The 22,915-nt window shown below is 36.2% G+C and carries 24 protein-coding genes and 6 tRNA genes; 8 read left to right on the top strand and 22 right to left on the bottom strand.

What is annotated here, in order from left to right; translation table 11 throughout:
• The first annotated feature begins 110 nt into the window (after nucleotides 1–110).
• Nucleotides 111–788 (top strand): ribose-5-phosphate isomerase RpiA, encoded by a 678-nt coding sequence (rpiA, locus tag M1V25_RS06940; RefSeq protein ID WP_116964361.1) that lies wholly within the window; start codon nucleotides 111–113, stop codon nucleotides 786–788.
• A 168-nt stretch (nucleotides 789–956) separates the two neighbouring features.
• On the opposite strand, the gene M1V25_RS06935 is transcribed toward rpiA, so the two are convergent.
• The 5 genes from M1V25_RS06935 to M1V25_RS06915 form a co-directional block, all read right to left on the bottom strand.
• Nucleotides 957–1,033, bottom strand: a tRNA-Pro gene (locus M1V25_RS06935).
• 58 nt (nucleotides 1,034–1,091) lie between these two features.
• A complete protein-coding gene (locus tag M1V25_RS06930; RefSeq protein ID WP_498842806.1) occupies nucleotides 1,092–1,928 on the bottom strand; it encodes a hypothetical protein in 837 nt (278 codons plus the stop codon).
• A gap of 9 nt (nucleotides 1,929–1,937) precedes the next feature.
• The gene (locus M1V25_RS06925) at nucleotides 1,938–3,542 is read right to left on the bottom strand and encodes a hypothetical protein (protein WP_498842805.1); all 1,605 of its coding nucleotides are present in this window, start codon (nucleotides 3,540–3,542) and stop codon (nucleotides 1,938–1,940) included.
• Between the two features lie 249 nt (nucleotides 3,543–3,791).
• Nucleotides 3,792–5,030, bottom strand: coding sequence for an ATP-grasp domain-containing protein (locus tag M1V25_RS06920; protein ID WP_498842804.1), 1,239 nt, complete (start codon nucleotides 5,028–5,030; stop codon nucleotides 3,792–3,794).
• Complete coding sequence (locus M1V25_RS06915) at nucleotides 5,023–6,273, bottom strand: MFS transporter (protein WP_498842803.1); 1,251 nt, start codon at nucleotides 6,271–6,273, stop codon at nucleotides 5,023–5,025. Before M1V25_RS06915 ends, M1V25_RS06920 begins: the two co-directional genes overlap by 8 nt.
• A 14-nt stretch (nucleotides 6,274–6,287) precedes the next feature.
• Between M1V25_RS06915 and M1V25_RS06910 the strand changes: the two genes are divergently transcribed.
• Nucleotides 6,288–6,527, top strand: coding sequence for a transposase (locus M1V25_RS06910; protein ID WP_498842802.1), 240 nt, complete (start codon nucleotides 6,288–6,290; stop codon nucleotides 6,525–6,527).
• 89 nt (nucleotides 6,528–6,616) lie between these two features.
• On the opposite strand, the gene M1V25_RS06905 is transcribed toward M1V25_RS06910, so the two are convergent.
• Complete coding sequence (locus M1V25_RS06905; protein WP_116964355.1) at nucleotides 6,617–6,859, bottom strand: hypothetical protein; 243 nt, start codon at nucleotides 6,857–6,859, stop codon at nucleotides 6,617–6,619.
• Between the two features lie 143 nt (nucleotides 6,860–7,002).
• Between M1V25_RS06905 and M1V25_RS06900 the strand changes: the two genes are divergently transcribed.
• Nucleotides 7,003–7,947: a hypothetical protein gene (locus M1V25_RS06900; RefSeq protein WP_498842801.1), complete on the top strand. Its 945-nt coding sequence runs from the start codon at nucleotides 7,003–7,005 to the stop codon at nucleotides 7,945–7,947.
• Here the strand turns inward: M1V25_RS06900 and M1V25_RS06895 are convergent.
• The 6 genes from M1V25_RS06895 to M1V25_RS06870 form a co-directional block, all read right to left on the bottom strand.
• Nucleotides 7,883–8,266, bottom strand: coding sequence for an Arm DNA-binding domain-containing protein (locus tag M1V25_RS06895; protein ID WP_498842800.1), 384 nt, complete (start codon nucleotides 8,264–8,266; stop codon nucleotides 7,883–7,885). The two genes, M1V25_RS06900 and M1V25_RS06895, sit on opposite strands and share 65 nt — an antisense overlap.
• Before the next feature lie 165 nt (nucleotides 8,267–8,431).
• Nucleotides 8,432–8,514 (bottom strand) — tRNA-Leu (locus M1V25_RS06890).
• A 5-nt stretch (nucleotides 8,515–8,519) separates the two neighbouring features.
• A tRNA-His gene (locus M1V25_RS06885) sits at nucleotides 8,520–8,595 on the bottom strand.
• Nucleotides 8,596–8,610: 15 nt separating this feature from the next.
• Nucleotides 8,611–8,687, bottom strand: a tRNA-Arg gene (locus M1V25_RS06880).
• Nucleotides 8,688–8,720: 33 nt separating this feature from the next.
• Nucleotides 8,721–8,797 (bottom strand) — tRNA-Pro (locus M1V25_RS06875).
• A gap of 11 nt (nucleotides 8,798–8,808) precedes the next feature.
• Nucleotides 8,809–8,884 (bottom strand) — tRNA-Phe (locus M1V25_RS06870).
• A 200-nt stretch (nucleotides 8,885–9,084) separates the two neighbouring features.
• Here M1V25_RS06870 and M1V25_RS06865 point away from each other — a divergent pair.
• Complete coding sequence (locus M1V25_RS06865) at nucleotides 9,085–9,591, top strand: dihydrofolate reductase (protein ID WP_116964336.1); 507 nt, start codon at nucleotides 9,085–9,087, stop codon at nucleotides 9,589–9,591.
• A gap of 16 nt (nucleotides 9,592–9,607) precedes the next feature.
• On the opposite strand, the gene hslU is transcribed toward M1V25_RS06865, so the two are convergent.
• Together hslU and hslV are read right to left on the bottom strand one after the other, a co-directional pair.
• Nucleotides 9,608–10,957, bottom strand: coding sequence for an ATP-dependent protease ATPase subunit HslU (gene hslU, locus M1V25_RS06860; RefSeq protein WP_116964335.1), 1,350 nt, complete (start codon nucleotides 10,955–10,957; stop codon nucleotides 9,608–9,610).
• 28 nt (nucleotides 10,958–10,985) lie between these two features.
• The gene (gene hslV / locus M1V25_RS06855; protein WP_116964334.1) at nucleotides 10,986–11,540 is read right to left on the bottom strand and encodes an ATP-dependent protease subunit HslV; all 555 of its coding nucleotides are present in this window, start codon (nucleotides 11,538–11,540) and stop codon (nucleotides 10,986–10,988) included.
• A 229-nt stretch (nucleotides 11,541–11,769) separates the two neighbouring features.
• Here hslV and M1V25_RS06850 point away from each other — a divergent pair, with 229 nt between their 5' ends.
• The gene (locus M1V25_RS06850) at nucleotides 11,770–12,336 is read left to right on the top strand and encodes an L-threonylcarbamoyladenylate synthase (protein ID WP_498842799.1); all 567 of its coding nucleotides are present in this window, start codon (nucleotides 11,770–11,772) and stop codon (nucleotides 12,334–12,336) included.
• Here the strand turns inward: M1V25_RS06850 and M1V25_RS06845 are convergent.
• Complete coding sequence (locus M1V25_RS06845) at nucleotides 12,333–12,851, bottom strand: cytochrome b (RefSeq protein ID WP_498842798.1); 519 nt, start codon at nucleotides 12,849–12,851, stop codon at nucleotides 12,333–12,335. The two genes, M1V25_RS06850 and M1V25_RS06845, sit on opposite strands and share 4 nt — an antisense overlap.
• Before the next feature lie 167 nt (nucleotides 12,852–13,018).
• Here M1V25_RS06845 and M1V25_RS06840 point away from each other — a divergent pair, with 167 nt between their 5' ends.
• Complete coding sequence (locus tag M1V25_RS06840; protein WP_116964331.1) at nucleotides 13,019–13,780, top strand: hypothetical protein; 762 nt, start codon at nucleotides 13,019–13,021, stop codon at nucleotides 13,778–13,780.
• A 36-nt stretch (nucleotides 13,781–13,816) separates the two neighbouring features.
• Here the strand turns inward: M1V25_RS06840 and M1V25_RS06835 are convergent, their stop codons facing one another.
• The 3 genes from M1V25_RS06835 to glpX all read right to left on the bottom strand — a co-directional run bounded on the left by M1V25_RS06835 (nucleotide 13,817) and on the right by glpX (nucleotide 16,763).
• Nucleotides 13,817–14,821, bottom strand: coding sequence for a TDT family transporter (locus M1V25_RS06835; protein ID WP_498842797.1), 1,005 nt, complete (start codon nucleotides 14,819–14,821; stop codon nucleotides 13,817–13,819).
• Nucleotides 14,822–14,910: 89 nt separating this feature from the next.
• Entirely contained in the window at nucleotides 14,911–15,783 is an 873-nt protein-coding gene (locus tag M1V25_RS06830; protein WP_498842796.1) for a LysR substrate-binding domain-containing protein, read from the bottom strand.
• Nucleotides 15,784–15,794: 11 nt separating this feature from the next.
• The gene (gene glpX / locus M1V25_RS06825; RefSeq protein WP_116964328.1) at nucleotides 15,795–16,763 is read right to left on the bottom strand and encodes a class II fructose-bisphosphatase; all 969 of its coding nucleotides are present in this window, start codon (nucleotides 16,761–16,763) and stop codon (nucleotides 15,795–15,797) included.
• Nucleotides 16,764–16,988: 225 nt separating this feature from the next.
• On the opposite strand from glpX, the gene yaaA reads away from it, so the two are divergent.
• Entirely contained in the window at nucleotides 16,989–17,762 is a 774-nt protein-coding gene (yaaA, locus tag M1V25_RS06820; RefSeq protein WP_116964327.1) for a peroxide stress protein YaaA, read from the top strand.
• Nucleotides 17,759–18,229 carry a 23S rRNA (pseudouridine(1915)-N(3))-methyltransferase RlmH gene (rlmH, locus tag M1V25_RS06815; protein WP_116964326.1) on the top strand — a complete coding sequence of 157 codons (471 nt, stop codon included), beginning with the start codon at nucleotides 17,759–17,761 and terminating at the stop codon, nucleotides 18,227–18,229. The genes yaaA and rlmH overlap by 4 nt, the downstream gene beginning before the upstream one ends.
• Here rlmH and M1V25_RS06810 read toward each other — a convergent pair.
• The 4 genes from M1V25_RS06810 to M1V25_RS06795 all read right to left on the bottom strand — a co-directional run bounded on the left by M1V25_RS06810 (nucleotide 18,220) and on the right by M1V25_RS06795 (nucleotide 22,647).
• Nucleotides 18,220–18,516 carry a hypothetical protein gene (locus M1V25_RS06810; protein ID WP_116964325.1) on the bottom strand — a complete coding sequence of 99 codons (297 nt, stop codon included), beginning with the start codon at nucleotides 18,514–18,516 and terminating at the stop codon, nucleotides 18,220–18,222. The genes rlmH and M1V25_RS06810 overlap by 10 nt on opposite strands.
• A 186-nt stretch (nucleotides 18,517–18,702) precedes the next feature.
• Nucleotides 18,703–19,983 carry an AmpG family muropeptide MFS transporter gene (locus M1V25_RS06805; RefSeq protein WP_498842795.1) on the bottom strand — a complete coding sequence of 427 codons (1,281 nt, stop codon included), beginning with the start codon at nucleotides 19,981–19,983 and terminating at the stop codon, nucleotides 18,703–18,705.
• A 421-nt stretch (nucleotides 19,984–20,404) separates the two neighbouring features.
• Complete coding sequence (locus tag M1V25_RS06800) at nucleotides 20,405–21,841, bottom strand: amino acid permease (RefSeq protein ID WP_498842794.1); 1,437 nt, start codon at nucleotides 21,839–21,841, stop codon at nucleotides 20,405–20,407.
• Between the two features lie 50 nt (nucleotides 21,842–21,891).
• Nucleotides 21,892–22,647: an indole-3-glycerol phosphate synthase TrpC gene (locus M1V25_RS06795; protein ID WP_116964323.1), complete on the bottom strand. Its 756-nt coding sequence runs from the start codon at nucleotides 22,645–22,647 to the stop codon at nucleotides 21,892–21,894.
• Nucleotides 22,648–22,915 lie beyond the last annotated feature (268 nt).

Raw genomic sequence — 22,915 nt, 5'->3', positions numbered from 1 at the left:
TGCTTGTTCTTACGTCAACTAAATTCTACAAAAGCCATGCTAAAGAAATTGTTGCATAACTTAAACTATGCCACAATAACTACCATAAATATTGGCTTATAATATAAACTATGTTTTTTAACAAAAAAGTGAACCAAAACGAATTAAAACAACGTGCTGCTCAAGCTGCTATCGAATACATCAAACCAGGTATGGTGGTTGGTATTGGTACAGGCTCAACAGTTAATTTTTTCATCGATGAACTGGTTAAAGCCAAAGCAAAGGTAGAAATGATTGTTTCAAGTTCTGAGTCAACTACTTCAAAGTTAAAAGCATATGGATTTGAAGTCGTTGATTTAAACTATCCAAGCAAGGTTGACATTTACATTGATGGTGCCGATGAGGCAAATAAACATCGTGAGCTTATTAAAGGTGGAGGTGCAGCTTTAACACGCGAAAAAATTTGCCGTGTAGCCAGTAATAAATTTGTATGCATCATTGATCAAAGTAAACTCGTCACTCAGTTGGGCAAATTTCCTTTAGCTGTTGAAGTTATTCCAATGGCGCGTAGCTATGTCGCCAAAGAATTAATGAAAATTGGTGGGCAACCTGTATATAGAGAAGGTGTGATCACTGATAACGGTAACATTATTCTTGATATTCATAACTTTATGATCGATAATCCTTTGCGTATTGAGCAACGAATCAACCAAATTACAGGCGTTGTTTGTAATGGTATTTTTGCAGTTCATCCAGCAGACGTTTTATTAATCGCTAATGAAACAAATGGTGTTAACGTTATTGATTAACCTAAGAGTTTGTCATAAAACTGTCAACTTGATCAAATAACACACCAAGCTCAACGTTTTGCTTCTCATTAATTTATATTTAAGTTATAGCTTAATATGAATTTTCCTTGTGTTAAACTAAAATAACTAAGTTTTACGACACACTCTAAGTCCAGCTGTAGAAATAACTGGTCGGGACGGCGGGATTTGAACCCACGACCTCTAGCACCCCATGCTAACGCGCTACCAATCTGCGCTACGCCCCGAGTGCCGGCATTATAATACACTCTAGATATAGAAACAATTTGAGAATTCGATCTAATTTTAAACCATTTGCATGCCTATCACACCATAAGGCATAGGTGCATTTTGAATTTCAATACCAACGCTATCAGCTGTCGTTTTTAGCAAAGTCCTTTGCTGTGTTCGATCATAGCTAATATATACTCCAGCCGTTGTTGCCAAATTAAATGTCGCAAACTCTGTATCCACAGCTAATGCAATAAAATGTGCAGAACCCATTGGGGGGGTTGTGTCGTCTTCAGAAATTACAATGATGAAACCTTTAAATGGTAGTATTCGCTTAATGGTCTCTCCGCTAAAATTTATCTGTCTGACAAATTCTAACGTTCCTGAGCTAGGTGTATATAGATAAATATCAATACTATTTTGATAAGGTAATACCAAAAAAGCATTTGCCGTACCATTAGGAATAACCAAAGGCATATAAGTCATTCGTGCTCTAGGGAATGATCCTGGCGTAATATCTACAGATGAATCAACCCCAAAAGTCGTTGTACTAAAGTTTATTTGTAAAAGTTTTTCTAGTTGAGTGACACTAGATAAAAACAATAATACATGTTGTGTATTTTGATTACTGTTTATGTCAATTAGTAAAATATAGGCATTACTTATATTAACGAATGTTCCAAGGTTATATTCAAGGCTGACTTGATTACCAACACTATCATATAACCAAGTACCAATTTGATTAGATAAGTCTTTTGTTAATACAATACTATAAATATTATCTTGAGCATTAATGAGTTTTGCAGCTATGATCGTTTCTTCTGCAGGTAACATTGCTGAGTAAATACGATTCATACTGAAAATTAACGCCACTACCCATACTGCCTTCCTATATAATATATGCTTAATCATAAAACTTCCTTAAGGCAAACTTGTCCAACCGTTACCTGGGGGAGGATCACCAGGATTAATAGAGCTATTATAATTGATATCAGCAAAATATATTGTCCCCATGAATATAATCGTATCACCTTTATAGTAACGTACATTACTGTTATAAGAGGGCGCTGTATTTTCAGGAATAAAAATGCGCCACCAATTTTGATTGTTCTGATAAGGATTGTTACTAGTAGAGTTAAGATTCACAAAAACTTGATTATCATAACTGATACGTAAACCCTTGGTATAAAATATATTTTCATTGTAAGGCAATGGATTATTATTCTGAATTACAATTCGCCAACGAACAGGTTGATCAAATGGATTGCTATTTTTACCGCTTTTTTGAACATTAACAAAGGTCAACCCACTATAAGTAACAAACTCACCTGGATCGTATACTTGTCCTTGCCACGGAGTTGCATTAAATTGTGCCACTTCCCAACGGTTACTAGGAGGGGGCGTTTGATTGACATCATTATCACTAGTTGCTACATATCTAATTCCACTATAAGTAACAATATCCCCTTTATAATAATTCACATTGGTATTCCATTGTGGATAAGTATTTCCAGGAATCACTAACCGCCAATCATTTGGATTATTATAAGGATTCTCATTAACTCCTGTATTGATAGGCTGAAGGGAAACAAAAATTTGCTCATCAAATGTTACATAACTACCTTTAGGATATTGTAAAAGAAAATTATATTCTGCTGGCGCTAAATCCCACTGACTTATAATCTCATGCCATTGTAAAGTTGAAAATGTATCGACTGTAGCAAGGTTTTTTAAGCTAGATAAAGTAATCTCAGTTTGCCATACATTCGTTGCGCTTACATCATAAATAAGTAAACTCCAATACCATTCTCCATCTTCCAAACGCCAACCTTGTTCTAATTGATAAGAATTGTCGTTAGGAAATTTCAAAGCAAAACTTGCGGGTGTGGTAGTTGGAAAAGGAAAATAAACAACTTCTTTACCAACACCTAGTACACTACCTGAATTATCAACGGTTAGTGCTCCAATATAGCCTGCTGGACCAACACTTATCGAATTACTAGCATTTTTCTGCCTGTTATTTAATTGTGTCAAGTTTACAACGGGAATATTAACATTTTGTATTACTTGAGGAACTAAGTCATTTATCTGTCTATATTCGCTAGGTGCGTTAACAATTGCTTGGTAGCTTACTTGATGTTGTGCTTGAGTTGTAACGTCCATCTTAACATCATATTGTAACATAGCTGAGGCGTTATTTAAGGCAAAGCTATCTGGGATAATGCTTTTAGCAGTATTCGTTACAGTGGCTTCTGTATTACCCGCGCTATAGTTACTAATAATAGTTGCAGGAGGGATATTGGTATATAGATAATCATTCGTTGCTAACGAAAATTTCAAAGATAAATATGCTGTATTTCTGACATTATGATCGTTCTCAATTGCGCGATTTTGCACTACATTAATTTTAATCATATAAAGGATAGAACCTGACAGGATAGACACAACAGCAACGACAATAAGAGCAATTAATAAAACACCACCATTTTCTTTTGGATATGGGAATGCACTACACTTAACTTCCATCTTTTGCCTGTGCTAGTGATAAAAAATCATGTTACGTATTATAGCGTAATTAAACTAATTTTTCCTTTCTGAAATGGTAATAACATCAGCAATCTTATTTATTTAATAGGGGTAATTTTAATAAGTCTGTGAGTCTTTACTAGACCTGTAGCAAATGGTGTCAACATATTACTTAAAATACCGATTTGAAAGTGTTCTCTCCCATTTTTGTAATACTATCATAACAATTATTTTCTAACTCTAGTTAACTTATATGGTCACACTGTTAAAACAAAACATATCTCGTATTGTTTTTTCATCCTCATTAACGATATTAATATCTTTATGCGCAAGCCAAATAATACCAGGGCAGTCAAATAAGCTCTTTGTTTTGGGAATAGGCTTTCCTTCTGGAACAAACCATTTATGCCCTTGATAACTTGTTAAGCTTTCGAGTTTAGGTAGATATTGCGCCTCAAACATTGGCATAATCCCATCGCTATCAACATGTAAAAAAACGATTCTTCCTTCACGTAGTTTAGTCGCATAAGTACAATCAAACATTTTGCCTAAAAAACTGTCAACGGCATATGCAAGCAAATGCGGTTCATAGCATGATTTTAAAAAGCTAGGTGCGACACCCCCGTGCAATCTTGCACCTGCTTCGATCATAACAAATCCTTTATCATCTTTCATAAACTCCATATGCATAGGACCTTTTACTAACTCTAGTGCATTAGCACATTCAATGGCATATTGTACTAAATCATTATATTTCGTATCCGATGGGTCAATTATATCCAAGCAGTGATAGACTAGACCTGTTTCTCCCACTTTAGTATATTTGCAAAGCGATGCGATGAAATACTTACTCTCACTTTTGACCAAATCCACCACATATTCATCCCCTGCAATAAATTCTTGTAATACCAACCCTCGACACTTCTCTCCAATAGCGGTGTCCCGCTGCCAATTATATTGTGCCAAATAAGCATAGATATGTTCAACGCTATCAAACGAAATCACTCCATCTGAACCAGCTGAGTTAAGTGGTTTGATTATCCATTTATTTATACTGTTAATTGAACTGTATTTTAAAAACTTAGTGAGATCTTGATCTTGAGACAGGATTTCGTAGGAGCATATATGGCGTAGATCATTTTCTTTCAATGCTATTTGCATCAAGTATTTATCTCTTCTAATGGATGAGCTTGAAGCTTGATTGGCATTAATTTTGAATAATGAATTGAGTTTGTCGGCAAAATAAACACCCGTTTCACCACCCGCAACTGCAATATATAAACCATGCTGGCTGAAAAAACGAACGCATTCCTCATAACTGTAGAATAAGTGCTTATATTTTGCCTTGTCTAGTGTACCTATAAGATATGCTGGTACTTGTTCATTGGAAATTAAACAATATACATCGTAGCCTTGTGCAGTGAATGCATCTGCATACAACGCACCCGTCGAAAATGGATCTACTATTAAAATATTGTTATTACGCATTTTTAGCTCCTTCATTATACAATTCCAATAGTAATGTTTTGGATGAAACAGATAATATAATTACAAGCATGACCACAATACCAATCACACCAAATAAATAAGAAGCAATGATGTCATTGGCATTTAATGCAGAAAGTATCAATGCAACAAGAATCGGTGATACACCTTGAAAACACATATATGTTGCAGTCGAAAAAGAAGCAATCTTTTCTGCCTCAGATGAGTTTGTTGGAAGTTTCATCAGTTCTTGTCGTAAGGCTATGCGGCAATAGTTCATTGAAAATCCTATGAAAAAACATGCAACCATGACAATAGCTAAAGTGCCTGCCAATCCTGCAATCCAATCACAGACAGCCAAAATAATTGCAAATATAATAACGATTTTACTATGATTTCTAACTAATGATGCACAAAAGGATCCTACACCTGCTACTGCAGAAGCTATTCCTAAATAGACGGCGTTCCAAATATAAACTTTTTGAAATACAACAGGCATCAGGATATTAAATGAACTAATCTGAAAACCAATCATTCCCACACCTACTGATAGCACAACTAAAGACATCACAGTATATTTACTAAATTGTCCCGTTGAGCTTAGAGCGTTAGACTCATTATTTTCGTGTTCTGAGGCTTGAAGCTGCTCATGTTCTCCTTTCCAAAGAATCAACAGACTTATTGTTGCCAAAAGTGAAATGATGCTAATCACTTGTGCAAACGACAAAATGTTCAAATAATAAATTAAAATTCCACCTAAACACGCTCCTATTTGCACCATAGTTTGCATAAGTCTTGCTGCTATTTCATATTTAAGTTTTCCTGACATGGCTATTATCGTATTATGTTTCTCAAGCGTTGAATTCGTAATAAAACTAGACAGACCTAACAATATCCCCCACATCATTAAATTTAAAAGATCATGTTGTGAAAATACTAATGACGATAACATGATAATGGCATAGATTAATATTCTTTGTACGGCCATATTTTTCAGGGTTTTATCACGTTTTTGGCGGTATATAAATTTCTTAGCAAGAAATGGTAAAAATACCGAAACGCTTAACAAGATACCAATCAACATGGGACTACCTGTCACTTTTAACGAAAACCAAATCATTCCCGTTAACAGCATCAAATCAGTTGAGCTTAATAGCGCAACATAAGTGTAGAATATAGTGAGTGTGACTTTATTATTTTGTTGCATAGACAATCCCTCTTTCCAGTACGATTCCTTAACCTTCATTATAGCATCCTAAAATGCTCAAAACCCATAGTCAATCGTTTAATCAGTGGTTAGATGAGAATTTGATAAAAAAGCTTAAACCGGGTTCAATGGTTATTATGGGTAATGCCTCATTTCATAAAAAGAAAGAGATACAAGCTACTTTAGAGTGTAATAGTCATACGGCATTATTTCTACCAAATTACTTGCCAAATTTTAATCCAATTGAACAAGATTGTGTTGTACTGAAGAAACGAAAAATATATGGATCATAGGCATCCATTGATGAACTCATTAAGGAATATGGGTATTTATTGGAATGACCATATGTCTATGATTATACTTTTTAATAACTTGATATAGCTTATTCATCAGGTGCTACAGCTGTTTTGTCATGATTGTCTTTCCAATAAAATTGGTTTTCAATGATAGGTTGCTGATTTTGTGGCATAGCATAATTATGTTCATTAGGATTGTAATATCCTGGTGTTTTAGGTTGAGCGTTGACATCAGGGGCATGAAGTACATTAAATTCATTATGGGTGCAAGCACTTACGCCGATAAGTGTTGCAACAAGAGTAAATAATTTAATTTTCTTAATAAACATCTAAAAATCCTTTTAACGCGCTTTATGTTTTGTGAGTATGATAGAAGGAAGTAGATTTTTCAAGAAAATGCTGTATTTAGGTGGTTGCAAAAAATCAAAATTTGTTAAGATAAGCACATCAATATAATCAAGGTGTTAAAAAAATGAAAAAAGCAATGATATTAAGCACAACGATATTGATGTGCACAAATGCCAATGCAAGTGGTAATGAACAACCTGAATCAAGTATTAGCTTTACTAAAACGTCTGAAATGATCGTTAGCTCGACAACAGCTTTGGTTAATATCACCGTTAACGCTACCGCGTTGCAAGATGATAGTTCAATTATTCAGCAATCAGCGATTCAGAGACTTACATCTATCCTACCAAAAATTGACTGGAAAGTAATTGATCTAAAAGAATCACAAGCCGATAGTGGTGCTCAAAATATTAAGCTTGTAATCCAAGCTAGATTAACTGATCAACAAATTAAAACCTTACAGAAAGAATTAAAGAGTAATAACTCTAGTAACAGTCGATTTAAAGTTGACGTTATAAGCTTTAATCCAACACAAGATCAGCTTAACCAAGCTAAAGAAAATATGATGCTTGAGATGTATCAATCCATTGAGCAATATGTCGATACATTTAACAACAAAACAAATAGTCATTATTTTATCCGTTCAATAAACTACAATGCAGATGAAAGCCCATTTGCAAATAAAGCAGTGATGTCCATGAGAACAGATAATGCTGCAATTGAACAATCAAGCGATAATAATGAAGACAATAAAGAGATACAAATCTCTAAAAAAGTCAACATGCGTGCCTATGTAACATTAGCACAAAAAGATGTTCTTACTTCAACTATTAAAAAGGATGTGCAAATGAAAATAGCAACGGTACTGCCACCTGCTTACTTACAAGTTGAGGGTTATAACCAGTGTTTACAAACACAAAATGAAGGTACATGGACTGCATGGTGCATACCGAAAGTGCAACCCAAAAGCTGTAGCGATGACAGCTGGAAAGCATTACTTAAACTTAAAGTACAAGGAAAACTAGATGGCATGGTGAATTGCGACTGGCAGAAAACTCATTCTTCTTGACGTCTAACCAATAGGCAGCGATATGCTCAAGCGTCTTGTCATGTTCTGCTTTTTGTTTGTCTTTATAGGTTTTGGGGTCAACTCCATTAGATAGCAACTCCCTGTACTCTGCTGCTTTTTCTCTTGCTTTTTTTAAGGACAAATCAGGGTAAGTCCCTAAACTAAGTTTATAGGTCTTTCCTGAAAGCTTGTATTTAAACAGAAAAGATTTTGAAACCTCCCTTACACGAAGATATAGCATGCTACCTCTACCATCGCTGTAAAGCTTTTCTTTCCCTGTATACTTCAAACCCTTTATTTTACTATCATTCAGCTGCATAAGTGTCCCCAAATTCAACATTTGGAAATTTTTATTGATAAATTATAGCACAGGGGACACTACAGGGGACAATTAAAAGTAAGTCACTATAAGACGTTATAAAACGTCATGAAATCGAAAAGCCTTGTAAAGTAAGGGTTTAAGGTTAGTGTTAAGATGATTATTTGGTGCGGACGGGGAGACTCGAACTCCCACGGTCACCCGCTGGAACCTAAATCCAGTGCGTCTACCAATTTCGCCACGTCCGCATATCTGGGGTGAACGATGGGACTTGAACCCACGACAACCGGAATCACAATCCGGGGCTCTACCAACTGAGCTACGTCCACCATAAACTCTTTTCATGGTACGCCCGGCAGGATTCGAACCTGCTACCCTCGGCTTAGAAGGCCGATGCTCTATCCAGATGAGCTACGGGCGCATTTTCTCTCCACCATTGACGGTATCCAATCTATGGTCGGAGCAGAGGGATTCGAACCCCCGACCCTCTGGTCCCAAACCAGATGCGCTACCAAACTGCGCTATGCTCCGAATATCGATAATGGTGGCCAGAGGCAGAATCGAACTGCCGACACGAGGATTTTCAGTCCTCTGCTCTACCGACTGAGCTATCTGGCCAATGACGCATATTAAAACGGATTTCCCAAACTCGGTCAAGCACTTTTTTGAATAATTTATTTTATGTCTATAAAGTCATAAAAACCTGAAAATCAAAGGTTTTTATGACTATTTTAAGTGCAAAAATTTTTCTTCTTCCACTAAAATTCGTTACAATAACCCAACTTTAATTCTTACATTCTTAGGGAGTTTAGCTCATCATGCTATCTATTATTGTTGCCTATGATCAAAACCAAGGTATAGGCATTAAAAACAGCTTGCCATGGAAGTTGACCGATGACTTAAAGAATTTCAAAGTCCTCACTCAAAACAATTATATCGTCATGGGACGCAAAACCTTTGATTCAATTGGTCATGCACTTCCCAACCGCAAAAATATTATTCTCACTCGGCAAAAAAAATATACTCAAGAGAACTGTACTGTGATACATGACATCCATGATCTTCTGAATTTAGTACGCGAAAAACCACAGTATGAAATTTTTATTATTGGCGGTGCTGAAATTTACCAAGCTTTCTTACCGTATGTCGATAGACTGTATATTACTAAAGTCAACACCATAAAAAAAGCCGATACTTTTTTTCCACAATGGGATGAAAAGCTCTTTAAGCGTATTGGTCAACGCCATTATCTACAAGATGATAAAAATGAATGCAGTTTTGACTTTGAAGTGTGGGAAAAAACTAATAACAACACCACTATGTAATTGGCACAACGTAACTTTACAAAATATATTGACTTAAATCCCGATCTTTTACCAGATCCCCAAGCTTCTCATCTACATAACTAGCGTTAATCTCAAAATTTTTTTCCATACGGTCAGAAGCATCAAACGAAATCTCTTCTAATAAACGCTCAAGCACAGTATGTAAGCGTCTAGCTCCTATATTTTCTATCTCCTCATTGACGCGATAGGAAATCTCAGCAATACGCGCAATTGCTTCTTGCTCAAATCTCACTTCAACTCCTTCTGTGGCTAACAGCGCAATGTACTGTTTAATCAATGAATAATCAGGCTCCGTTAAGATTCGGAAAAAATCTTCAACCTCTAATGACCGTAACTCAACACGAATCGGTAACCGACCTTGTAATTCAGGAATCAAGTCAGAAGGTTTTGCAACATGAAAGGCACCCGAACCAATAAACAGAATATGGTCTGTCTTAATCATACCATATTTTGTTGACACCGTTGAACCTTCAACCAGTGGTAATAAATCTCGCTGCACACCTTCACGAGAAACATCCGCACCTCGTTGATCTGATCTTCTACACACTTTATCAATTTCATCAATAAAGACAATACCATTTTGCTCGACAGCCTCAATCGCTTTAAGCTTAACATCATCTTCATTAACAAGCTTACTAGCTTCTTCATCTTGCAATAATTTAAGCGCATCTTTAACCTTGACTTTCCTGCGTGTTTTACGATCACCTCCCATAGATGAAAAAATACTTTGTAGTTGATTTGTCATATCCTCCATGCCAGGAGGTCCCATGATTTCCATACCAATTGTAGGTGTTGCAATTTCTATTTCTATTTCTTTATCATTCAACTCACCTGCTTCTAGCTTTTTTCTAAACAGCTGCCTTGTAGTGCTTTCAATTTTTTTATCACTTTCCACTGGCTCGTTGGCAAAGCCAACTTTACTTTCTCTTGCTGATGGCAATAGCGCATCCAAAATTCGCTCTCGTGCAAGCTCTTCTGCTCTTACCGCCACTTTTGCTTTTTCTTGCTCACGAAGCATCTTGATAGCAATATCTGCTAAATCCCGTATAATAGAATCAACGTCTTTCCCAACATAACCTACTTCAGTAAACTTTGTCGCCTCAATTTTGATAAATGGAGCATTAGCAAGCCTTGCTAAGCGCCGTGCAATTTCTGTTTTCCCAACCCCTGTAGGTCCAATCATTAAAATGTTTTTGGGTGTCACTTCTTGGCGCATCCCTTCTTCTAACTGCATTCTGCGCCAACGATTTCTAAGCGCAATGGCAACTGCTTTCTTAGCCTCTTTTTGACCGATAATAAATCGATCTAATTCACTCACAATTTCTTTTGGAGTCATTTGCGACATAACTTCTATCCTCTAAAAATTTAAATTACTATGTTTTTGCTTTATTAGGCAATTTTTCAATTGTTAAATTATGATTGGTATAAATACAAATATCTGCTGCAATATTTAAACTCTTTTTCACAATTTCGTAAGCTGGTAAATCTGTATTATCAACAAGTGCATGTGCTGCAGCTTTAGCAAATGCTGCACCAGAACCAATAGACAAAATACCTTTGTCATCAGCAGCCATTACGTCTCCTGAACCAGAGATCAGTAAAGATTTTGTTTCATCTGCGACAATAATCATTGCCTCAAGTTTACTCATCATTCTATCCAAACGCCATTCACGTACCATTTCAACCGACGCTCGTTCAAGATTGCCTTGATAAAAATCCAATTTCTGTTCAAATTTTTCAAATAGGGTAAACGCATCTGCTGTCGATCCAGCAAAACCTGTTAGTACTTTACCATTACTTAGCCTTCTCACTTTAATAATGTTATCCTTAGCAACTGTGTTACCTAATGTCGCCTGACCATCTCCACCAACAACAACTTCGTCGCCTCTACGCACACACAAAATTGTTGTGCCCTTCATTTCCAACATAAAACAATTCCCCACTTAGCGTTTGGGTTAAAAAACGTATTGGCAATAGATTGAGCTGATGCTTAAAATTGCAAGAATAAATTTTAAAAAATGCGTCTTGTCATTGCCAAGACCTTATCTATTGCCTGCTAGACCCACACCCTTTACTCTAGATTTTATCTGTATATTGATTATCAGAATAATCAACGTTAGCATTGATGAACCTAAATGGCAAATTTGGAAAAAACACATGGGCACTGAAAAATTTTATAAAACCCTAGCACAGATAGCCGTAATGCTTAAAAATGGTAAAGTGTTAGGATTACCAACAGAATCTGTTTATGGCTTAAGTTGTATTATTCAAAAAGCGGCTGTTGAAAAAGTTATAGCGTTGAAACAGCGCGATTTAAAGAAAGGATTTATTGTATTATCTGGTGACATTTCACATTTATTAGCGTTAATAGATACCGAAAAGCTCAATGAAAAACAGCTAGAAATACTCAGTCAAAGACAAGATAAACCAACGACATGGGTAGTACCAGTGAAACATGAATACCGTTGGTTAACTGGTGATTTTGGTACGATTGCGGTACGTTTAACAGATCATCCACTGCTTAAGGAGCTAACAATAACACTAGGATGCGCGATTATCTCAACAAGCGCAAATCTATCCAATCAACCGCCTGCCACTTCCTATGATAAGGTACAACATTATTTTGGTGATCAGCTAGATTATATTCATCCACAACAAAATTTTATTGCAGCAAAACCTTCACGCGTTATCAACCTTATTAGCAACGAGGTTTTAAGAGATTAAAACATTTTTTGCATGATTTTATCTTTAGCAATAAACTGATGGGAAAGTGCAGCTAATATGTGCAAAATGACAAGCACCAATAAAATCATAGCAATAAAAGGGTGCCAGCTAAAAATCTCACGTCCAAGCCCAGGATTTTTCGGTAAGAAATTGGGGATATCAAACCAATAAAAATATTGCCATTTGCTATGAAAGAGTTGTGATGCTATAAAACCTGACAATGACATGAGTAATATACACAAATACAATCCCCAGTGCACCAATTTAGCAAGCATCCGCTGGATGACGGGCATTTCTTTGGGATAGGGAATTTTACTGGAAAATATACGCGTAATGATTAAAAACACAACAAGTAAAAATAAACTTAAACCTATAGATTTATGGATGGTCATGAAAAATGCAGGGTTAAGCTTACTGAACATATCATCAAAGAAAAAGCCAACGATAACTTGTAAAATCACTCCTAGCGCAACAAGTGTATGCAGTAATCGAATAAGAACGTTATATTTTGGCATATCATTATCCTTGTGTTGTTTTTCTCCAAATCATGGAACTTAAAAGTATAAACAAGAAAAATAAGAAATCACTATTAATTACTAGGCAGAACAAGAAATACTGCAAAATGGTTTGTGAGTGATATATACTTAGCACATCAATTGCAAAACAAAATCGCGTTAATGCTATGAAGAATTTATTTAAAATATGGAATAAAAAACCACAGGATAATCATTCAACCAATAACATATATGATGAACAGCCAAAAAAAGTACCGATAACCCAACAAAAGAAACTTGTGTTTATTTGCATTGGAGCAATGATATGTGTTTTGATTTTTGAAATATTTATCATTAAGAATCAAAAAGATATCCTAGCACACCAACAGGTTTTACAAACACATATTGAGGATCAAGCAGGAGAGATTCGCAATACACTCTCTGACATCATACACGCAGAAGCAAAGCAAGTGCGTAAATCAACAGATGCTAAAATTGCTGATTTACAGCAGATGATTCTAAATGGCAATACTGAGGCGGTAACGCAATTACAACAAATACAGATGAAGCTTGATGAAATCCAAAAGCAGACAAAAAACTTAGATAAAGTCAGTGATGAGCTTATGAAGCAAATTGATGCTAAGCTTAAGCATATCTCTAGTAGCGCTCCGGTAATAAATGCAAAATTACCACAACCACAGACAGTAGTAGCGACAAATGAAGATAAAGTTACAAATCGTTATCGCATCTATTCAGTCAATAACTATGGCTTAGTATTACAATCAGAATATGGAGCTTTTACAATTGCAACCATTGGTAAAGTTTTAGCAGATTTAGGCGAAATCACTTCAATAGCAGCAGATGGAGTAGTAGCTGGAGATTATAAAATAATAACTAATCCATCAGGATTTAAACTCAACCAAACAGCAGTTATATCAGCATATCAGTAAATAACATAAAATCAAAATCGTTTAGTTTTTTAGCAACTAAGCGTTAATCTTCTTTTTCATCCCGCTCACCTTGTTTACAGCACCTATATTGAATTTTTTCAACACTAAGTGATACAAATATTGCTGGGCAACAAACCCAATAACAAGTGTGGCGATAATAAGCTCAAATACAGCAAGGTAATATATTTGGGCAACGTATTCTGGTGGAAGATGTATAACGGTTTCTGCCCAATGTGCTGTTTTAAATAAAGCTGTTGAGCCAATGGCCATTGGGAACGTAAATGCTGAAAAGCCTGGGCTAAAAGGAAGCGTCATGAGTTTAATAAATGCAATGTAAATTAAAGCAGTCATGAGAATTGCAATACCAACAAGGAGGATAACAACATTTGGCGAAGGATCTTCGATAACAGTCAAGTAACCTGCTAAAGATAAACTTGCAGGTGCAGCAAAAATTGCAATAGTTGGTTTAGACGCATCAGGTATCTCATGACAAAAAATAATGCGATAAAGCATTACAGGTAGTAAAATTGCATAACAAACAAGTCCGAAATAAAGCAAAGTGATTGCCAATGGCTGTAATACCCCACCTGGAAAAGCAACGTCAGCAACAATAATCCCAACTGGTGGTACAAACCATGACGGTACCATGTGATGTAATTCAAAGACTTTCGCTCTGTGAAAGATAAAAGTAGCTAAGAATAACAAATGAATGATCACTGCAATAAGCCATACAATTTCAGCTAGAATATGATTGAAATATTCGATACTATTAGAAATAATCATAAGTGTCATCGCAAATGTAGGGACAACGCTACCAATAACAGGATGAGATAGGTCAGCAAGCAGTTTTTGTGGCCAGAGCATAAATTTACTGGCTACGACTAGGATCAATATTAATGCTATTCCCGCGCTTGTAATCTGCAAAGTATGATGAGTAGAAAGTGCATTTTCAGCACTCCAACCTAAGCCTGATATACCCAATGCCAAACCTGCCATCGGAGTTGGCGTATTTTCTAAAATTGTTTTAATACGTTGTCTCATAATACACCTTTAAGCAATTTAATATACTGATAGTATATTTGACAATAAAAATAAATTAAATTTTTTAAAAGTTATTGGACACATTAATTTTACTTATTAATAACCCAGTCCAACCATTCTTCGGTAAGCTCTGAAATATGTGTGCGCTTGTTTTGAACAACAAGAAAATCACGTTTCAACTCAAACATATCACATGTTAAAATAACACACTCAGGTTGATCGACTAAGGCATGACGTGAAATACAACCGATAGCTTGGCTATTCTTAACCGCTAAGCATACTGCTGCACTACTGCCAAGTTCTAAAAAAATATTGAGTTGATAGTTCATTAAAGGTAAGAAGTTTTGCTCTAGAATGCCTCTTGTGCCTGAGCCACGTTCACGCAAAATAAATGGATAGTCTTTTAAGTCCGTGATGCTCACATTGTTCTTACCTACTAATGGGTGTTGTTTTGATACAAATAAAACCAGTTCATCCTGGGCAAAAGGGAAAGAGTTGATTTGGTTATTTAGACAATTTGTCTCTATGAATCCAATTTCAACTTGATGCTGGATCACTTGCTCAATAACTTGCTCACTATTAGAGATAGTTAGTATCAATTGCACATTTGGGTATTTGGTTTTAAAACTCGCCATACGCGGTGGTAAAACATAGTTGCCAATGGTGTTGCTTGCAGCAATGTGGATCTTACCACAAAGCGCTTGGTTATGAGAGAAAAAACTTTGGACTTTAGCTACCTCTTCCAAAAGCTTAACAGCTTGAGGATAAAGACGCTCCCCATTATGGTTAAGTACAATTTTACGATCAACACGATCAAAAAGTTTCACGCCTAATTTCGCTTCTAATCCTGACAAAGCACTACTTAATGCAGGTTGTGTTAAATTGAGCGCTTCTGATGCTTTAGTGATACTGCCATGCTCGGCAATCGCAGTAAATATGGCAAGTTGTTGATAGGACAGCATATTGTTATGACTCAACCTAAATATTCAAAACCTTTTTTAAAGTTGAAGTTATGTTCCGCTTCAATATGTCGAATCGTACCAGAAACAGAGCGCATGACCAAACTATGTGTTTTTGCGATTTGACCCTTGCGTTTTACACCTTTTAACATTTGACCATCAGTCACACCCGTGGCTGCAAAAAGCACATTACCAGAAGCAAGGTCGGTTAAATGATAGATTTTATTCAGATCCGCAATGCCCCATTTTTTAGCACGCGCTTTTTCATCATCATTTCTGAAAATTAATCTCCCCTGCATTTGTCCACCTAGACAACGTAAGGCAGCAGCAGCTAACACCCCTTCAGGCGCGCCACCTACACCCATATACATATCAATACCACTGTCTTCTTGTGCTGTAGCTATAACAGCCGAAACATCGCCATCACCAATAAGTGCAATACGCGCACCTGCCTCACGCACTTTGCGAATGATTTCTTCATGTCTTGGACGCTCCAAAATACACACTACTAAGGCTTCTATTGGGATAGCTTTAAAATCAGCTAAACGTTTTAGATTTTCAGCAGGTTCTGCATTGATGTCGATGATATCCTTTGGTAAGCCATGTCCACCAACTGCAATTTTCTCCATGTAGACATCTGGAGCATTTAAAAAACCACCATCTTCAGCCATAGCGATAACCGCCAGTGCATTAGGACCACCCTTTGCTGTGATGGTCGTCCCCTCTAATGGATCTAAAGCAATATCAACTTTAGGACCACCTTTACCAACTTTCTCACCAATATAAAGCATAGGAGCCTCATCACGCTCACCCTCACCAATAACAACCGTACCATTAATATCTAGTCCATTTAAGGCACGACGCATGGCATCAACTGCAACTTGATCTGCGGCTTTTTCATCCCCTTTACCCATTTGACGCCAAGCAGATAGGGCTGCAGCTTCAGTGACTCTTACGGTTTCTAGTGCTAAATTACGATCCATTCTACGCCTCTTTGATTAAGTCTTTGTGCACCAACATCATGCTTATTGCCATAACAAAAATAGCCATACAGGAAGGTTGGTGTTCGTTGAAAATCGTCAACATTGTAACAATTGTGATCTGAAAAAGGTATGAGTTTTTTTGGCTAAAACTAAAGGCTACACCTATTTAGACCTAAGTATATTCTGTTACAATGTGTACCAAGGTTATTTTAAATAAGAAATATTATGTTAAGCTTGATTTCACCAGCTAAAAGTCAGGATTTTAGCAACAACGTACCAACGGATAAAGCAACTGATGTATTATTTAAAAATGAAATTACACAACTTGTGCAAAAGCTAAAACACTATTCTCCAGATCAATTTGAGACCTTAATGAAAATATCGCCTAAGCTTGCCGAGAAGGTATTTGATATGTATGTTAATTTTGACAACCAAAATTATACTAAAGCGAATGCTAAGCAAGCACTTTTTGCCTTTACAGGCGATGTATATCGTGGGCTAGATACGTTAAGTTTAACTGCCAACCAACTCGACTATGCACAAAATCATGTATTGATGATCTCAGGATTATATGGACTTATTCGTCCGCTTGACTTAATTCAAGCCTATCGCTTAGAAATGGGAGTAAAGTTTTATATTGATAACTTGCTGTTATATGATTTTTGGCGCGCTAAACTTACTACAAAGTTAAACGAAATTATTGCTACCAGTGAGCACAAAGTGATTGTTAATCTAGCTTCAAATGAATATAGTAAAGTAATCGATCAGAAAGCAATTCATGCAACGTGGCTAGAAGTCGATTTTAAAGAACACCATATGAATAAATACCAAACAATCGCACTTTTTGCCAAACGCGCACGAGGGCGTATGGTACGTTTCATTCTTGACCATCGTATCAACACCATAGATGGACTTAAGGCATTTGATTATGATGGTTATACCTTTAACTCTGAACTCTCACATACATATTTGCTTTGCTTTACTCGAGTAAAGCCATGAAAATAAAACTCTTAGCTTTAGGCGAGAAAATGCCCAAATGGGTCATGGCTGGTTTTGATGAATATAGTAGGCGTCTATCAGGATCTACGATTCAATTACAGCTTATTGAGCTACCTATTGCAAAGCGGACTAAAACCGCTAGCATTGCAAAATACTTGGAGCAAGAAGCAAAAACACTACTATCCAGATTTGATGACAATGATCATTTAGTAATATTAGACGTTCAATCTAAACAAATAAGTACAGAAGAGTTGGCACAAAGAATTCAAAACTGGCAGCAACATACGCCTAATGTCGCAATTGTCATCGGTGGTCCTGATGGTATTGATCAATGTATTAAAGCACAGGCTCAAGAAAAAATCTCATTATCAAGAATGACTTTCCCACACCCGATTGTACGCATCATTTTTGCAGAGCAAATTTACCGTGCATGGACAATATTGCAAGGGCACCCTTATCACAAATAGCGAATGGCAGAAAAGTAATGGTAAAAAATGCTCAGTATATTTTCTGGATTTTGCTCACATTCTTCGTAGATGTAGTCCAAATTTTTGGGGAAATGTAGTATCTTCTTTTTGGTAACAGATTCAAGCCAACCAAGAATATTTAGCTCTTCAGGGTAAGTGGCTGAGGATTCAAGGTAACTAAATGTGATCCCTTCATCAGCGTATGAAATATAAATAATAATAAGGTTTCCCTGGTGATCACGAAGTTTAACGGGAAGCTTTAACTCATCTTCATCATTTATTTTCAAATGCTAAAACCAACAAACAGCTATTTGTAGGTGTAAGTTTATCAGTTCTTAAGCACTATGCAAATGCAACAAATTTCAAAATCGCTCACTTTATAGCTTCCAAAGTAGACTTAAACGCTCTTACCCCCTTAAACTGCTTCAAATAAAAAAATCAATACACATGCACAACCATAACAGTCAATACAATTAGCCATGTAAATTTGCCATTAACATAATTTGTCTTCTTGCTCGCCATATCCCGAAAGCGATTGCAATTCCAATAGCAAAACTCACAAAGAATAATGCTGACCACCCCCAATGTGTTTGAATCCATCCAGCCATTGGCCCTACTAACACTCTTCCTAACGAATCAATCGAGCTTAATACAGCAAATTGTGTTGCCGAGAAACTTTTATTGACCAAGCTCATAATCATCGCAACCAATACAGCTGTCCCCATTGCACCAATCATGTATTCAATGGCAACAGATAGCACCATCAAATAATAACTTTTACCAACAAGAGCAAGCCACATATACATTAAATTGGCAGTCGCCATTAGCACACTCAACCATAAAAAAGTACGAAACAATCCAAAGCCTTTGGCAAGCATCCCACCTAAAACTAAACCAATAAAAGTAAATATAAGCGCGTTAAACTTATATGAAACGGCAATAGTAGTTTTATCAAACCCAAGCTCTGAAAAGAAAACTGTATTAAGTGAAAATGCCAAAGCATCACTAAATTTATAAAAAACAATAATGAGTAACATTACGGTTGCCACCCATATTCCACGCCGAGTGAAAAAATCATAAAACGGCAGAATAACTGCATCAACGAATGTTTTAGGTTGATTTGTCACCTTAGCTTCTTTTGCCAATAGCGTCCCTAGCAATCCTATGGTAAAAAAAGGAATAAGCGCCTGCATCCCTTTATTCCAATTATTATCAAAATACTCAACTATTATCAATAACAGTGCACCTGTCACCATCATTGCAACACGATAACCCAAAACTGATACTGAACTGCCTAAAGCTCTCTCATCTTCATTTAGTATTTCTGTTTGATAGGCATTTATAGCAATATCTTGAGTTGCTGAAAAAAAACAAATTGCCAATGCAATGATCGCAATCATAACAGGGGAACTGGAAGGTGAGAATTGACTCAACAAGAATACGCAAAAAATGAGTATAAGCTGCATAAGCAATATCCAACCTTTTCTGCGTCCTAAATATTTAAAGCTTATACGATCGATAACAGGTGACCACAGATATTTAATCGTATATGGAATTGCCACCAGTGACAAAAGACCGATATCTTGAATGCTTATTCCTGCCTCTTTATACCATAACAGCAAAGATGAGGCGGTTAACATCAAAGGCAAACCAGAAGAATAGCCTAATAAAAACATCACCAGCATCTTGCGGCTAGTTAGAATCCCTTTAATACTATCAATTGTTGCCGCTTTTAACTGTGTGGAAAAGTTCATAAATGTAAAACTCTACCTAGAGTAATGAAAATTAAGTATATACCACTCATAAATTTTAGTGTCAAACATTTAAAAAGCGTATTTATGCCTAAACGACCTTTATCATTACATATTTACCTAAATCTAAGCGCTTTTGTATTTTTGAGTCAAAAGCATATAAATGTTGCTTTTGCACGTGTAAATGAATATCTTGACCGCCATTTCCTTGTCAATAACCTTCAATTCTCACTGTCATTCGTGATTGGCTGTTACGAATAAAGCCATACAGTAAGATTTCAGCACCTAGATGCTCAATAGTAATATAGCTAAATCACTTTTAGCTTTTATATAACCTTTGCTAATATGCTCATATTCTTTGATATATCCTTAAAAGAAAATATTTATACCTCATTACTGCCAATCAATGCTGTTACTACATACTTTAGTGTTTCTTCGCTTTCACGTCACACTTAGTCAGGGGAATAAGTTTACTATGCTTTACGAGTTTATAGCCGATCAAAAGTACTAGAAATAAAATAAAGCCAATATAGATGGCAAAAAATTTCTGCCAAGTTAGATTACCTGTCAAGATGTCATGAAACTCCTGTCCTAAAATAATGATGGCAATCAAAATCATGGCAAGAATGGGTGCCATTGGGAACCATTTTGACTTATAGGGTAAATCTTTTAGTGCATAGCCTTGGATAAGATACGCGCGACGAAAACGATAATGGCTTAATGCAATGCCAAACCAAGCAATAAAACCTGCTAAAGAGGAAATATTAACAAGCCAAATAAACACCGCTCCATTTTCTAAAAAGGAAGTCAAAAAGAAAAAGCAGCCGATAAGTCCGGTAATCAAAAGTGCATTTACTGGAATACCCTGACGATTGATGTAAGCAAATAAGCGCGGGGCTTGTTTAGTATGTGCCAAATGCCACATAATCCGTGTCGCTGAATACATACTTGCGTTACAAGCAGACAAAATAGCAATCAAAATTACAGCATTCATGATGGTGGCCGCATAAGTAAGCCCTGCATTTTTAAAAAAAATCGTAAATGGACTAACTGCAATATCTGAGTTTTTATTTACCAGAATTTCGCTTGTATAAGGAATTAAAAAACTGATAATACCAATTGCAAGTATATAAAAAATCACCAATCTCCAAAAAGTGCGCTTAATCGCTTGTGGAATAGAACTGCGTGGATTATCGGCTTCTCCTGCTGCCACTCCAACAAGTTCTGTACCTTGAAATGAGAACCCTGCAATCAAAAACACAGCCATAAAGCCAATTGCACCATTATGAAAAGGTGCATCACCTATATGCCAATTTTCGAAGCCTACAGAGCCTCCCATACCCGTGACGCCAACAAGAGTCAGAATACCAACCACAATGAAGATAATCACAAATGCAACTTTGATAAATGAAAGCCAATATTCCGTTTCGCCATAAACTTTGACTGCCAGAAGATTAAGACCAAATATCAATACAAAGAACAATACACTCCAATAGATAGTATGCACGTTTGGAAACCAATATTGCATAATAAATGAAGCGGCAATAATTTCAGCGGCAATAGTAATCGCCCAGTTAAACCAATAATTCCAACCCATAGCAAATCCAAATTCTGGACTCACATATTTGCTAGAATATTCACAGAATGTACCTGTTGTTGGCGAATGTGCTGCCATCTCTCCAAGACTACACATTAAAAAATAAACCATTATTGAGATGATGGTGTAAGCTAACATTGCACCACCTGGTCCCGCTTCATAAATCGCACTGCCACTGGCTAGAAAAAGCCCTGTTCCAATAGATCCCCCCAATGCAATCATAATCAAATGGCGTGCTTTCAAATTCCGCTTTAAGTTTGACATATCTTTCCTTTCCCTTTTTATTTTATCTTTTTGCACTAAACTTAACCATTTTATGGACGTGTATAAATAGCGCTACGTAACAGCGCTACCTTATCATTTGCTTTCATCAGTAACGTGCCTGCAAGTACTCCATCATAGGTTGTCGCATAATAATATAAGTCTTCTGCTGTTTTAACACCTGATAGACTCAATAGGGTAACATAGTTAGGTATGATTTTTGCTAAGCGTGCAATGTTGTTCATATCCATCTCAAGACTATCAAGATCACGATTATTAACACCGATAAGTGTTGCCCCACAGTTAAGCGCCATTTTTGTTTCTTGCTCATCAAAAACTTCAACAAGTGCTGTCATATTTAAAGATTCAACACATTCAATGAGTAATTTTAGTTTATCTGCTGTTAAACAACGAACGATTAACAAACACGCATCAGCCCCACTTTTACGCGCATGATATACCTGCTTTTCATCTATAATAAACTCTTTACACAATATAGGTAAACTTGTAACTTGCCTTACTCTTTGAATATCCTCAAAGCTCCCACCAAAAAATGGCTTATCGGTTAAAATAGAAAGTGCACAAGCACCACCTTGTTCATATTCTGTCGCAATCTTAATCAGATCATAGTGTGGGTCAATTATCCCTTCTGAAGGGGACCGTGCTTTAAGTTCCGCAATAATTGCAACTTTCGCCTTATGGATAGCTGTTAAAAAATTATTATTGGATTTAGCTAAGTACTTTGAGTCGATAGTTGGAAGAGATAAAAGTTCTTTATCCTTGGATTCGATAATTTGTCGTAGAATCATATCATTATCCTAAAGGGTTACAAAACACAGTTATCACTGTGCCATTGTCTAATCTGAATTTCAAGTTGTATTAATTAACGTGTTAAATTTAACTTGAATTAAGTGAAAGCTGCTAAAAAATCACTATTTTGCTCAGATTAGAACATAATAAGATTTAAAAGTAACCATACTTATTTGTTACTAAATGTGTAACGAGAATTTGAATTTACACAGTATTTAACAACAAATTATTTAAAAGGGATGGGAATTATTTTCTGAGCAGTTACGT

Origin of the sequence: Candidatus Nebulibacter yamunensis (assembly GCF_024208055.1) — a bacterium.
Lineage (GTDB): Bacteria > Pseudomonadota > Gammaproteobacteria > Francisellales > Francisellaceae > Caedibacter > Caedibacter lacustris.
The sequence above is the reverse complement of the archived record's forward strand: the minus strand, read 5'-3'. Positions and strand labels throughout refer to the sequence as shown.